We start from the raw sequence: 12660 nt of genomic DNA on the forward strand, positions 1-12660 counted from the left end.
CGGGCACGGTCAGCCGGTCGCCGTGGCGGCATGGATCCGCTCGCGCGCCTCCTTCCAGGGCAGCGGAGTGGCGACGACCGCGCGCAGCGCCCGGACCTGGCGGGGCGGGAGCCCGGCCGCGAGCACACCGATGACGCTGCCGTCCAGGCCGTAGAGCGCAAGGGCGCGGCGCTCCGCCCGGTCCAGGACGGTGGTCTCGACCCGGTCGGCGCCCGTGGTCAGCCCGTACGCCTGGATCTTGACGCCGTACTGGTCGGACCAGAAGTACGGCACGGGGGCGAACGGGCGGCGTTCCTGGGCGGGGGCGGCGTCCGCGGCCCCGGCGGCGGTGGCGTCCGCGGCGAGTTCGGCCAGGAGGTTGCGGGCGGCGGCCATGCCCTGTTCGGTGGCGTTCATCCGGTGCTCGAAGCGCAGCGGGCGGCCGTGGACCGGATGGTCCCAGCGGGCCACATCTCCCGCGGCATAGATGCCGGGGGCGGCGGCGCAGTAGGCATCGCAGCGCAGCCCGTCGGTGGTGTCCAGGGCCGGGTCGTCCAGCCACCCGACGGCGGGCCGGGAGCCGATCGCCAGCAGCACGAGATCGGCCGGCAGCCGGCTGCCGTCGGCCAGCCGGACGGCGGTGACCTGCGGGCCGTCGGCACCGGCCGGGCCGGCGGGCGCCGTCTCGAAGCCGGCCACCGCCCCCGTGAGCAGCCGGACGCCGCGGGCGCGGTGCTCCTCGGCGAGCAGCTCGCCGACCTCGGTGCCGACGGCGGCGGCCATCGGTGTCGCCTCGATACCGACGAGGGTGACCTCGTGCCCCAACTCCCGTGCCACCGCGGCGGCTTCACAGCCCAGTACGCCGTTTCCGACGATCACCAGGCGGCGGACGCCTCCCCCGGCGGCTACGCCCCCACTGCCGGGGGTACCCCCATTGGCCAGCCGGCTGCGCAGGGCCAGCGCGTCGTCGAGGGTGCGCAGGGTGTGCACTCCGGCGATGCCCTCGGCGCCGGGCAGAGTGCGGGCGGCGACACCGGTCGCGATGATCACGCCGGCGCAGCGGAGCCTCCCCCGCTCTCGGCCTTGCTCGTGCGGGGGGACCCCCACGCCGCCGTCGAGGGTGAGGGTGCGGCCGGCCACGTCGAGACCGGTGGCCCGGGTGCCGAGCCGCAGGTCGAGGCCGAGCGGCGCGAGCTGGCCCGCGGTGCGCAGCAGCAGCCGGTCCGGCTCCCAGGCGCCGTGCAGCAGCTGCTTGGACAACGGCGGCCGGTCGTACGGGAGATGGGGCTCGGCACCGATGAGGGTGAGCGGGCCACGCCAGCCGAAACGGCGCAGCGCCTCGGCCGCGGCGAGACCGGCCGCCGAGGCGCCGACGACGGCGATCGGCAGGCCGGTCATGCGTGGACCTCGCTCACGGCGGCCGGACGGACGGTGCCGGATGCGGCGCGGGGCCGGTCCGGCAGGTTCGGCAGTGGGGGAGGATCGAGGACGCAGCCGCTCGGGGGTTCCTCGGGCAGCGGCGCCGGGGCGCTGGTAAGTGTCATCTCGCTCATCTCGCTGAGTGCGCGCACACCGGCAGGGCGTGCGCCATGAGCCGAACATTCGCCTAACGCCCGTGAACTTACTTGCGTAATACACAGGTAAATGTGCCGGGGGCTCATGGCGACCGCAAGCCGCAGAAAGAGAGCCGGGAGACTCCGTACCCGCTGGAGGAGATCCGCCGGGTCGGCGGGGTCGTGGGTCCGCCGGGTCGAGGAGTTCCCGCATGGCCGGGAGCTGACGAAACCGCCCGGAACCCGGCACCCGGCCATCAGGCGACCTCGATGCCGTACTCCTGCACCAGCGCTTCCAGGCCCCCGGGGAAGCCCCGGCCGCCGATCACGAAGTCCCAGTCGCCACCCGGCCGTTGGCGGAACGAGCCGAGCACCAGCGCGGTCTCGCCGCGCCGCCCGTCCGAGACCTCCAGTCGGCCCAGCTCCTCCCCCGACGCGTCCAGCAGCCGGACCCGGGCGTCGGTGAAGCCCGCGAGATCGGCGTCGGGGTTGACCTGGGGGTCGATCGCCGCGACCAGGACCAGCCGGTCGGCGGCCGGCGGCAGCGCCTCGAACCGCACCTGCATCGCGGCCCGGTCGGGGGCGAAGCCGGGCAGCATCCGCACCGAACCGTCGGGGCTGCGCGGGTTGTTGTAGAAGACGAAGTGATCTTCGCTGAGCACGCTGGTCCCCTTGCACACCAGGGCGCAGACGTCGAGGGCGACCTCGCCGGACCAGTTCATACCGAGGATGTTGTGGTCCGGCGCCTCGTCGGCGGTGGCGGAGCCGGACGGGGCGTCCGCGCCGAGCCGTCCGCGCAGCCCGTAGCGGCCGAGCAGATCGACGAGTTCGGGGCCGGCGATGAGGCTGAGCGGCTTGCCGTTGGCGAAGGTGTGGGCGCCGGGACCGAACCGGGAGGTGGTCACCAGCACCCCCTTGTTGGCGCCTTCGGACTGGACGGTGCCGTAGAGATCGCGGACGGCGGTCGGCGGGACGGTGTTCCGGTAGCGCTTGACCTGCACAATGATCTTGCCGCCGCGGATCGGGTCGGGGTCCAGCGCGTCCACATCGACCCCGCCGTCGCCGGACCGCTGCGTGGTCACGGCCTGCATGCCCATGGCGCGGAACAGCTCGGCGATCAGGTTCTCGAAGGCGATCGGATCCATCTCGTACAGATCCGGTTCGCTGTCCGTGCCGTGCGAGACGACCCCGCCGCCGACCTCGCCCGGAAGGCGTACCGGGCGTACCGCGGTCCGCTGGTCGGGGCGGGCGGCGAGCTGCCCGCGCAGCCCGTCGGTCAGACACTCCACCGCGCTGACCTGCGCGAGGTGGAAGGAGTCGAAGGAGTTACGGGGCGCCATGACGGTCGCGAGATACACCTGGGCCGGGCGGCCGGTCACCGGGTCCACATCGTCCACGAAACCGTTCAGCGCCACCGAGTCCAGCGTGCCGTGGCTGTCGGCGGCGAAGAGGTCGCGCAGCACCAGCAGCACGCTCTGGGCCAGCACTTCGCGGTAGAGCGCCCGGCGCTGCGCGGCCGGCCGGGCGGTCTCCTTCTCCTGGTCGGCGGTGGGCATATAGCGGACGGACTTGGTCTCCGGGACGATGTCGTAGCCCGGGAGCTCCCAGTCCAGGACGAGCTGGCGGCCCGTCGGGTCATAGGCGGCCGCGATCTGCCGGGGGAAGCCCTCCGGCCAGGCCGTGGAGGAGTACAGCGCGGCGGAGAAGTACTCGACGGCCGCGTCCGCGTCACCGGCGCGCAGGCCGGAGAGCAACTCCTCGATGCCGGAGTTGTGCTGCCGGATCTCGGCCAGGGCGCCCGCGGCCCACTGGTCGTACTGCTGCCGGTAGGCGGCGAGTTGGGCCTGCCGCCGGCTCTCCGCGGCCTGCGCCGTGTACCAGTCCTGCTCGTAGCGGGCGCGGGCCTCCTCCTGGACACGGTCGCGGCGGGCGCCGAGGTGCCAGCCGCCCGTCGGCGCCTGGTAGCGGACCGGGTCGGGCATCGGTACCGGGCTGGCGAGGGCGCCGGGCGCGAACTCCGCTATCCGTTCGGGGTGCAGCAGCGCGGCGGCGGAGAACGCGGGGGCGCGGCAGCCGTCGACGAGCAGGCCGGTCAGTGCGGCGACGCGGGCGTCCAGTTCCTCGGTCCGCCGGCGGGCGTCCGCCTCGCGTTGCTGCCGGTAGGCCGTCTGCCGCTCACGGTGCATCCGCGCCATGGCACGTTCGGCATCCCGTGCCTGCCGTTCCTGGTCGCGCTGCTGCTGTGCTTGCGCGCGGCGCTGGGCTTCCTGCTGGCGCTGCTGCTGACGCTGCGCCTCGGCCCAGACGGCCATTAATCCATGGGAACGGCGGCTCATGTCGCTCTGTGTCCTCCCCCCGGGGCGGCTGCCCCCGGAACCCTGTAGAAGCGGTTTCACCTGCGCTGTTGGGGAGACTTTAGCGGGGGAGCGAGCGGCCGGTCACGGTCGGGTACGAAGATTTCGCCCGCTTCGCACGAGGCGCGCCGGCCACCGTCGCGGACCGGCCACGGACGTCATCCGGCCACGGTCGGGGACCCGGCGCCGGACGTCATCGAGCCACCGCCGCGCACCCGCCCCGCACGTCATCCGGCCGCCGCCGCCCGCAGCTTCGCCGCCGTCACGGCAGGGTCATAACCGTCCGGCACCCCGGGCACCAGCACCACATCACCCTCGATGTGCCGGGTGCGCAGCGGCAGGATCTCCTGATAGGCGGGTGAGTCGTACCAGCCCCGGGCCCGTGCCAGGTCGGGGAAGACGATGACGACCACGGATCCGGGCCAGGTGCCCTCTTTGACCTCCACTTCGGCGCCGTGGACGACGAATCGGCCACCGAACGGGTCCAGGGTCGGCTGGATCTTCTCGATGTAGTCGAAGACCTCCGGGTGTGGGGCGTCGGGGCGGAGGTGAGCGATGGCGTATGCGGTCATGGGAGTGCCCTTCCCGGTGGGTGAACGGGTGCGTCGGCTGCCACGTTTCCAGCCGCCGCGGTACGGGTCGATTACCTCCGGAGTAAGCGGACGCGGAGTGCGGGGCACCGTGCGAACGGGAAAAGAGGGGAACCAGCCGAAACCGCACACCCGTCGGCGGGAATGGGTCACAGCGGCGGCCACGGCCACTGACGGATCGATCGACCCGCGTGTGCCGGTCCTCGCGCAACCATGCACTGCCCGCTCCCCGCGCACGCCGCGACAGGCCGACTCTCGCCGGCTGCGTCCCGTCATCACGGAGGGAGCCGAGGCGATGGACAACATCTTTGAAGCGGAGGGCCCCGCCGCCGCGGAACCCGGCTTGGATGCCTGACCTGAGTAAGTCGGAACAGGGAACAGGGAACACTGCCCCCGCACCTCGTCGGGCAGCACCATCCCGCCATCCCGTCCGTAACGAAGGGATCCCGCCATGGACGACCTCCTGCACTTCCGGGCCGCCGGCGCCAGCCTGGTGCTGGATCTGTCCGGTACCGGTCTGCCGCGCATCGTGCACTGGGGCGCCGACCTCGGCACGCTCACCCCCGGCCGGCTCGCCGGGCTGCTTGCCGCCGATGTCGCACAGACCGTCGCCAATGCGCTGGACGAGCCGGTGCCGTTGAGCGTGCTGCCACAGCAGTCCGCGGGCTGGCTCGGCACCCCGGGGCTGAGTGGACATCGCGAAAGCTCCGCCGCCGCGCCCGCGTTCACGGTGCGCAGCAGGTCCGTACGGGAGGAGGGCCGCCGGCTGACCGTCGAGGCGGCGGACGCGGACGGCGGGCTGGCGCTCACGCTGGAGTTGGGACTGACCGATGCCGGGCTCGTGCGGCTGCGTGCCGCCGTCACCAACACCGGCGGCGACCCGTACCACCTCACCGAGCTCACTCCCGCCCTGCCGGTACCCGCGCAGGCCACCGAGCTCCTCGATCTCACCGGCCGGCATCTGCGCGAACGTGCCCCGCAGCGGCATGCGTTCACCCTCGGCACCCATCTGCGGGAGAACCGGCGCGGGCGCACCGGCAGCGATGCGACGCTGCTGCAGACCGCCGGGGAGGCGGGCTTCGGCTTCCGGTCCGGTGAGGTGTGGGGGCTGCATGTGGCATGGAGCGGCAACCACCGCTCGCTCGCCGAGCGCACCCCGGCCGGGCAGGCCGTACTCGCCGGCGGCGAACTGCTGCTGCCCGGCGAGATCCGGCTGGCGCCCGGCGACACCTACCGCTCCCCATGGATCTACGGCTCCTACGGGCGCCACGGCCTGGACGAACTGGCCGGCCGCTTCCACCGCGAGCTGCGCACCCGCGACGGGCATCCCTCGTCCCCGCGGCCGGTCACCCTCAACACCTGGGAGGCGGTCTACTTCGACCAGGACCTGGCCACGCTGACTCGGCTGGCGCAAGCGGCGGCCGAGGTCGGGGCGGAGCGATTCGTGCTGGACGACGGGTGGTTCCGGGGGCGGCGGGACGATCGTGCCGGGCTCGGTGACTGGTATGTGGATGCGGAGGTCTGGCCGGACGGACTGCATCCGCTGATCGACACCGTGCACGGTCTGGGGCTGCGGTTCGGGCTGTGGGTCGAACCGGAGATGATCAACCCGGACTCCGATCTGGCCCGTGCGCACCCCGACTGGATCCTGGCCGCCTCCCCGGCACGGCAGCCGCCGGCCTCACGTCACCAGCAAGTCCTCGATCTGGCGCGCCCCGAGGCGTACGCCTGCATCCTCCAGCGGCTGGACACCCTGCTGCGCGAGCACCGCATCGACTACCTCAAGTGGGACCACAACCGCGATCTCGTGGACGCGGCCGCGCACCACCAGACGACGGCCGCCTACCGGCTGATGGACGAACTGCGCGCACGGCACCCCCGGTTGGAGATCGAGTCCTGTTCATCCGGCGGCGCCCGGGTGGATCTGGGGGTGCTGGAGCGCACCGACCGGGTGTGGACCAGTGACTGCATCGATGCGCTGGAGCGCCAGCGGATCCAGCGCTGGACCGGTCTGCTGCTCCCGCCGGAGCTGCTCGGCGCGCATGTCGGGGCGCCGGTCGCCCATACGACGGGACGCATGCACACCCTGGACTTCCGGGCGGGGACGGCGCTGTTCTGCCACGTCGGGATCGAGTGGGATCTGACGGCGGCGAGCGCGGCGGAGCGGGCGCGGCTGGCCGAGTGGGTGGCGCTGTACCGGGAGCTGCGGCCGCTGCTGCACAGCGGGACGGTGGTGCACGGCGACCATCCCGATCCGGCGCTGTGGGTGCATGGCGTGGTGGGCGGGGACGGCGGGCGGGCGGTGTTCGCGCTGGTGCAGATGGCGACGAGTGTGCAGGCTCCGGCCGGACGGGTGCGGCTGCCGGGGCTGGATCCGGATGCGGATTACCACTTGTCGCCGCTGGCGCCGGGTGACCGCCCGGAGGGGCCGTTCACCTCGGCGCTGCCCTGGTGGGAGACGGGAGTGACGCTGCCGGGCCGGGTGCTGGCCGAGGTGGGGGTGCAGGCGCCGACGCTGTTCCCGGAGCGGCTGGTGCTGCTGGAGGCCGTACGGAGGTGAGGGGGCGTACGGAGGTGGGGGGCGGAGATGAGTGGGGCGCGCGGAGATGAGTCGCGGTGGGGGCGTGTCGGCGGCGGTTCCCGGCGGGCAGAAAAATCACAGGCGTCCCGTGAAGTTCACGTCTTGATTTGAGAACTTCACATGTGATTTTGTTTGAAGCATCATGAACGACGTGATCCCTGAGAACTCGCCATCCGCCGTGAGCCCTCGCCCGGTGATCGGCGTCTCGCTGAAGCTCTACTTCGGCCTGGCGCGTACCCGGACCTGGCTCGCGGAGGTGGCGGCGCTCGACGCGACACTGGCCGCCCTCCCCCGCCCCGTCGACCTCTTCGTGCTGCCCTCCTTCCCGGCCCTCGCGGACGCCCGCGAACTGCTCGGCGCCACCCGCATCGCCTTCGGCGCCCAGAATGTGCACTGGGCCGACACCGGTGCGTTCACGGGCGAGGTCTCCGCCGGGATGCTCGCCGAGGCGGGCGCCCGCTATGTCGAGGTCGGCCATGCCGAGCGCCGCCGGTACTTCGGCGAGACGGACGAGGCGGTCGCCGCCAAAACGCGCGCGGCCACCCGTGCCGGGCTGATCCCGGTGATCTGCGCCGGTGAGCGGCGTGCCGAGGAACTCGACACGGCCGTCGGCGAAACGCTGTCCCAGGTACGGGCCGCGCTGGCGGGCGCCGCACCGGGCAGCGAGGTCGTCATCGCCTATGAGCCGGTCTGGGCGATCGGCGCCCGTGAACCGGCCCCCGCCCGGCATGTCCGCACGGTGGCCGGAGCCATCCGCGGCGTGCTGCGCGATCACGGGGTACGCGGGCGCCTGATCTACGGCGGCACGGCAGGCCCCGGTACGTACGGCGAACTGGCGGGCGCCGTCGACGGATTGTTCCTGGGCCGGCTGGCCCATGACACCGAGGGCCTGCGCAAGGTCCTCGAAGAGATCGCCGGAGCGGAGGTCCCGGGAGCGACGATCCCCGGCGGCTGACGACCGGCACCGCCACACGGCACCGCACCACACCGCACCGCACCGCACCGCACCGCAGTCCACCGCCCGCCCCGCCTCAGCACCAGCCCCGAAGGAGACCATCGTGCAGGACACCTACCGCATCGCGATCGGCGCCGACGACGCCGGGATCGTCATGAAGGAGGCGATGGTCGCCTACCTCACCGGACACGGCTACCCGGTCATCGATATGAGTGCCACCGCCACCGAGGACTACCCGGACGTCGCCGAACGCGTTGCCCGGAGCGTCGCCCGCGGCGAGCACGCACGCGCCGTACTGATCTGCGGCACCGGCATCGGCATGGCCATCGCCGCCAACAAGGTTCCCGGCATCCGCGCCGCCCAGATCCCCGACAGCTACAGCGCCGAGCGCGCCCGGAAGTCCAACGACGCGCAGATCGCCTGCTTCGGCAGTCGCACCATGGGCGTGGAGGCCGCGCTGGTGTGCCTGCAGCACTGGCTGGTCTCCGACTTCGCCGGCGGGGGATCCGCGCCCAAGGTCGAGAAGATCAAGCAGGTCGAATCGCGTAATCTGCGCGCGGCCTGAGTCCGCCGCCCCGACTCCGTCCGGAGCGCGCGGGACCGGCCCGCGGTTCCCCGCCCGCCCTCGGCCCCCCGTCCCGTCCCCGTCCTCTCCCCCTTTCCCCCTCTCCGCCGCTCCCGTCAGCTCCCGTCAGCTCCCGTCCTCACTCGTCTCCACTTCCGAAAGGCGGTAACGCCCATGCGTGCAGTTGTCCTCGAGGAACCGAACCAGCTCTCCGTCAGCACCGTCGCGGACCCCACGCCAGGCCCCGGCGAGGTCGTCGTCAAGGTCACCGCGGCCGGTCTGTGCGGCACCGATGTGCACATGCTGGCGGGGGAGTTCGGGCCGACGCGCTATCCGGTGATCCCCGGCCATGAGTTCTCCGGCGAGATCGTCGCGGTGGGCGCAGAGGTCACGGAGTTCGCCGAGGGCGACGCGATCGCCGCCGACCCGGCGATCTACTGCGGCTCCTGTCACTTCTGCGCCATCGGCCGCGGCAATCTCTGCGAGCAGTGGGGCACCATCGGCATCACCGTCGACGGCGCCTGCGCCGAGTACGTCAAGGTGCCCGCTGGCAACTGCTACCGGCTGCCGGAGACCGTCCCGCTCGCCCATGCCCCGCTGATCGAACCGCTGTCGACCATCGTGCGCGGCTTCGACCTCGTGCATCCCAAGCTCGGCGACAACTTCCTGATCTACGGCGCCGGCACCATGGGACTGCTCTATCTCCAGGTCGCCCAGCGGGCCGGCGCCGCCTCCGTATCGGTCGTCGACCTCAACGAGGACCGGCTGGCGGTGGCTCGCAAGCTCGGCGCCGACGCCGTCGCCACCAGCGCGGACGCGCTGACCGCCGCCCACCCGCGCGGCTGGGAGGTGGTCACGGACTGCACCGGCAACATCCAGGCCATCGAGGACGGGCTGACGCGGCCCGTCCGGGGCGGTACCTTCCAGCAGTTCGGCTGCGCGCCCGACCAGGAGGAGGCGCGCTTCTCCCCGTTCCGTATCTACAACGACGAGATCCGGATCGTCGGCAGCATGGCGATTCTGCACAGCTACGGCCGCGCCCTGGACCTGCTGGGCAAGGGCTTCATCGACTCCGACACCATGATCACGCACCGCTTCGGGCTCGACGAGTACGCCACGGCCCTGGACACCTTCCAGCAGGGCTCCGGCCGCAAGTTGCAGATCGTCCCGCGCGGGCCGCTCGCCTGACCTCGGCGAAGGCGTCCACCGCGGACCTGGCGGGCGGCCCCGGCGGGGACCGCCCGCCAGGGCGCCAGGGCCCGGGGCGTGTCCGCCAAGTCCCGCCCGGCCCGCGGGCGAACGACGGGACGTGGCGGACATGCCCTAGCCCAGCGCCGCCACCTCCGTACCCGCCAGCAGGAAAGCACCGACGCCGAAGTCGGCGGTGGAGTCGTAGGTGACCGGCTGGCTGGATTCCGGCCGGTCGCCGACGTTCTGGACGTAGCCGAGGAAGCCGTCGGGGTGTACCGCGGTCTCCACCATCGCGTTCCACGCCCTGGCGGCCATCGGACGGTAGCGGTCGCGCGGGACCAGCCCGGCCCGCAGCGCATAGGCCGTCCCGTACGTGAAGAACGCGGTGCCGCTGGTCTCCGGACCGGGCAGCTGCGTGGGATCGGCGAGGTTCACATTCCAGAACCCGTCGGACCGCTGGACGGCCTGGAGCGCGGCCAGTTCCCCGACCAGGGTGGCCCGGTACGCGCGGACCGGGGCGAAGGTGTCGGGAAGGACGGCGAGCACCTTGGCATGGGCCCCGGCGACCCAGCCGTTGCCGCGCGACCACAGGACGGGCCTGCCGCTCGGGGAGGAGATGCCGCCGGGCAGGAATCGCTTGTCGCGGTACCACAGGCCGCTGTGGGGGTCGTGGAGCCCGGGGCCGCCCTCGGCGCTCTTGGTGTGGGTGTAGAGCGCGTGCATCGCGTCCCAGTAGGCGGGGTCGGCGCGCAGCGCGCCGAGCCGGGCGAACGGCGGCATTGCCATGTGCAGCGCGTCGTCCCACCACCAGTCGTCGTGCCGCTCGGCCGAGGTGACGACCATGCGGTGCAGGGAGTCCTCGATGGCAGCGATCTTGGCCGGGTCCGGCGCGGCGTCCAGCGCATAGAGATCGAGGTAGGCCTGACCTGCGCAGTGGTCGTCCGCGTGCCGGGTGGTGACGCCGTTGTGCAGCCCGTACGCATGATGCTCCGCCCAGCCGCGTGCATGGGCGAGGTAGCGAGGCTCCCGGGTGAGGCGGTGCAGGGCCAGCAGCCCGCTGAAGAAGGTGGCGCGGGCCCACTGGTTGTCGCCCGGGTCGGCGTGCGCGCCGATCCAGTGGTCGGCGACCCGGCGCAGTACGGCGACGGTCTCGGCACGGGCCGGCAGCCGGTCGGCGGGGCGGCGGCCCGGCGCGGCGGCGGCCGGTCGGGCGGACAGTGCGGCGCCGGCCGTCAGCGCGGCGCCGGTGGCGAGGAATTGCCGACGTTCCATGAACAGACCCCTCCGGTACGGACGTTCAGGCATGCGGCTGACCACCGCCATGTCCCTGCAGGCACCTGCCCGCATCATTCATGTACGCGAACAGCGTTCTTTCATGTGATGTGCAGCGAGGGACATGGTGACAGCCAACTCCCGGTTGCGGAAGGGGGGTTCGGGACGCCTCCAGGGCGCACCACCGCGGGCGGCATCCGGACGGCGTGCCGCACACGGCGCCGTCCCGCCGGAGCCTTGGCGCCCCGGACCGGCCGGGATACGAGACGCACGAAATAACCGTCCGGCGTTGCCTCGACGCCTTTACGGCATTACCTTTGACCCGTGACTACCGGGTCGGCCATGTGCCACGAGCGAGTGAGGTACCCGGTCACCACGTGACCGCCAGGCGGGCCATCAGAGGCCCGCCCCTCCTCTCCTCCACTGTTTGCGCGTTCCGCGCCTTTCGTCTGCTGACGCATTTCGCCCGTACGGCGATTTCCTCCGTAGACGCCTCCTGTCTGCCCGCAGATTTCGCCGGCCTGCGCATAACGCGCTTGTCCGCAGCGTCCGCCTGCGCGCACAACTCCCCCTCCCTTTCGGCCTTTCCGCCGTTCCACCTTTCCGCACCACGGTCGAGTTCCTGCCGACCGCGGTCGATGCGCCCTGCCCGAAGCGCGGTTCCCCGTCTCACCGACCGGGGTTTTCCGCCATGCCCCACACATCCGGGGGCTCATCCACGCTCATCCATCGCACTTACCACTCCTGGAGAAAACACCGAAGATGCCGATCGATTTCAACCGACAGATCATCGAGGAGTTCCGCGCCAACGGCGGTCGCGTCGGCGGCCCCTTCGAGGGCGGCCGCCTGCTTCTGCTGACCACCCTCGGCGCGCGGTCCGGCGCCCCGCACACCACCCCGCTCGGCTATCTCCCCGACGGCGGCGGGCGTGTCCTGGTCATCGCCTCGGCCGCCGGCGCACCGAAACACCCGGCCTGGTTCCACAATCTCGTGGTCCATCCTCGGGTCACGGTCGAGGCCGGTGTCTTCACCTACGAGGCGCAGGCACTTGTCCTGGAGGGCGCCGAACGTGACCGTGCCTTCGCCCGCGCGGCAGCGGCCGATCCCGGATGGTCGGAGTACCAGGCCAAAACGGAGCGCGTACTTCCAGTGGTGGCCCTGGAGGAAATCCCCGCCGGTCCGCCGCATATCAGCGCCGCCTCGGCGGGCGCCGCACTCAAGGCCGTGCACGACGGATTCCGGCGGGAACTCGCCCTCATCCGCAAGGAAATCGCCGAATCGGGCCCCGGTCTGGGCGCCCAGCTCCGGGTGAATTGTCTGACCCTCTGCCAGGGGCTGCACAACCATCACACCGGTGAGGACGCCGGCATGTTCCCGATGCTCGGCCGGCACCATCCCGAACTCGCCCCGGCGCTGGAGCGAATGCACCAGGAACACGAGAAACTCGCGGTCCTCCTCGCCGCGCTGCAAAAGGTCATTTCCACCGAAGGTGCGGACCCCCGGTCGGTGCTCTCCGAGGTCGAGCGCCTCACGGAGGAGGTGGAAAAGCATCTGGCGTACGAGGAGGAGCAGTTGATCCCCGTTCTCGACGGTCCGGCCTGCTGAGGCGGGGCAGCAGCG

10 protein-coding genes are annotated in these 12660 nt (G+C 72.1%); 5 read left to right on the forward strand and 5 right to left on the reverse strand.

Going from position 1 to position 12660, the window contains the following annotated elements; genetic code table 11:
* Positions 1–9: 9 nt before the first annotated feature.
* The 4 genes from ACWGI6_RS30385 to ACWGI6_RS30400 form a co-directional block, all read right to left on the reverse strand.
* Positions 10–1377, reverse strand: a complete 1368-nt coding sequence (locus tag ACWGI6_RS30385) for an NAD(P)/FAD-dependent oxidoreductase (RefSeq protein WP_453270473.1) — start codon at positions 1375–1377, stop codon at positions 10–12.
* A complete protein-coding gene (locus ACWGI6_RS30390; protein ID WP_453270474.1) occupies positions 1374–1532 on the reverse strand; it encodes a hypothetical protein in 159 nt (52 codons plus the stop codon). Before ACWGI6_RS30390 ends, ACWGI6_RS30385 begins: the two co-directional genes overlap by 4 nt.
* A 257-nt stretch (positions 1533–1789) precedes the next feature.
* The gene (locus ACWGI6_RS30395; RefSeq protein WP_453270475.1) at positions 1790–3868 is read right to left on the reverse strand and encodes a restriction endonuclease; all 2079 of its coding nucleotides are present in this window, start codon (positions 3866–3868) and stop codon (positions 1790–1792) included.
* 245 nt (positions 3869–4113) lie between these two features.
* Positions 4114–4458, reverse strand: coding sequence for a DUF1330 domain-containing protein (locus ACWGI6_RS30400; protein ID WP_453270476.1), 345 nt, complete (start codon positions 4456–4458; stop codon positions 4114–4116).
* Between the two features lie 469 nt (positions 4459–4927).
* Here ACWGI6_RS30400 and ACWGI6_RS30405 point away from each other — a divergent pair, with 469 nt between their 5' ends.
* The 4 genes from ACWGI6_RS30405 to ACWGI6_RS30420 all read left to right on the forward strand — a co-directional run bounded on the left by ACWGI6_RS30405 (position 4928) and on the right by ACWGI6_RS30420 (position 9765).
* Positions 4928–7036 (forward strand): alpha-galactosidase, encoded by a 2109-nt coding sequence (locus tag ACWGI6_RS30405; protein ID WP_453270477.1) that lies wholly within the window; start codon positions 4928–4930, stop codon positions 7034–7036.
* 172 nt (positions 7037–7208) lie between these two features.
* Complete coding sequence (locus ACWGI6_RS30410) at positions 7209–8012, forward strand: triose-phosphate isomerase family protein (RefSeq protein ID WP_453270478.1); 804 nt, start codon at positions 7209–7211, stop codon at positions 8010–8012.
* A 103-nt stretch (positions 8013–8115) separates the two neighbouring features.
* A complete protein-coding gene (locus tag ACWGI6_RS30415) occupies positions 8116–8577 on the forward strand; it encodes an RpiB/LacA/LacB family sugar-phosphate isomerase (protein WP_453270479.1) in 462 nt (153 codons plus the stop codon).
* 174 nt (positions 8578–8751) lie between these two features.
* Entirely contained in the window at positions 8752–9765 is a 1014-nt protein-coding gene (locus ACWGI6_RS30420; protein ID WP_453270480.1) for a zinc-dependent alcohol dehydrogenase family protein, read from the forward strand.
* A 135-nt stretch (positions 9766–9900) separates the two neighbouring features.
* On the opposite strand, the gene ACWGI6_RS30425 is transcribed toward ACWGI6_RS30420, so the two are convergent.
* Entirely contained in the window at positions 9901–11040 is a 1140-nt protein-coding gene (locus ACWGI6_RS30425) for a glycoside hydrolase family 88 protein (protein WP_453270481.1), read from the reverse strand.
* A gap of 762 nt (positions 11041–11802) precedes the next feature.
* Here ACWGI6_RS30425 and ACWGI6_RS30430 point away from each other — a divergent pair.
* Entirely contained in the window at positions 11803–12645 is an 843-nt protein-coding gene (locus ACWGI6_RS30430) for a nitroreductase/quinone reductase family protein (protein WP_453270482.1), read from the forward strand.
* The last annotated feature ends 15 nt before the right edge of the window (positions 12646–12660 follow it).

This window comes from Streptomyces sp. NPDC054786, assembly GCF_053611685.1.

Bases quoted from the DNA above. Each gene is read 5' to 3' on its own strand.
- ACWGI6_RS30425 (WP_453270481.1), bottom strand. From the start codon at position 11,040: ATGGAACGTCGGCAATTCCTCGCCACCGGCGCCGCGCTGACGGCCGGC.
- ACWGI6_RS30395 (WP_453270475.1), bottom strand. From the start codon at position 3,868: ATGAGCCGCCGTTCCCATGGATTAATGGCCGTCTGGGCCGAGGCGCAG.
- ACWGI6_RS30430 (WP_453270482.1), top strand. From the start codon at position 11,803: ATGCCGATCGATTTCAACCGACAGATCATCGAGGAGTTCCGCGCCAAC.
- ACWGI6_RS30420 (WP_453270480.1), top strand. From the start codon at position 8,752: ATGCGTGCAGTTGTCCTCGAGGAACCGAACCAGCTCTCCGTCAGCACC.
- ACWGI6_RS30390 (WP_453270474.1), bottom strand. From the start codon at position 1,532: ATGAGCGAGATGACACTTACCAGCGCCCCGGCGCCGCTGCCCGAGGAA.
- ACWGI6_RS30400 (WP_453270476.1), bottom strand. From the start codon at position 4,458: ATGACCGCATACGCCATCGCTCACCTCCGCCCCGACGCCCCACACCCG.
- ACWGI6_RS30405 (WP_453270477.1), top strand. From the start codon at position 4,928: ATGGACGACCTCCTGCACTTCCGGGCCGCCGGCGCCAGCCTGGTGCTG.
- ACWGI6_RS30385 (WP_453270473.1), bottom strand. From the start codon at position 1,377: ATGACCGGCCTGCCGATCGCCGTCGTCGGCGCCTCGGCGGCCGGTCTC.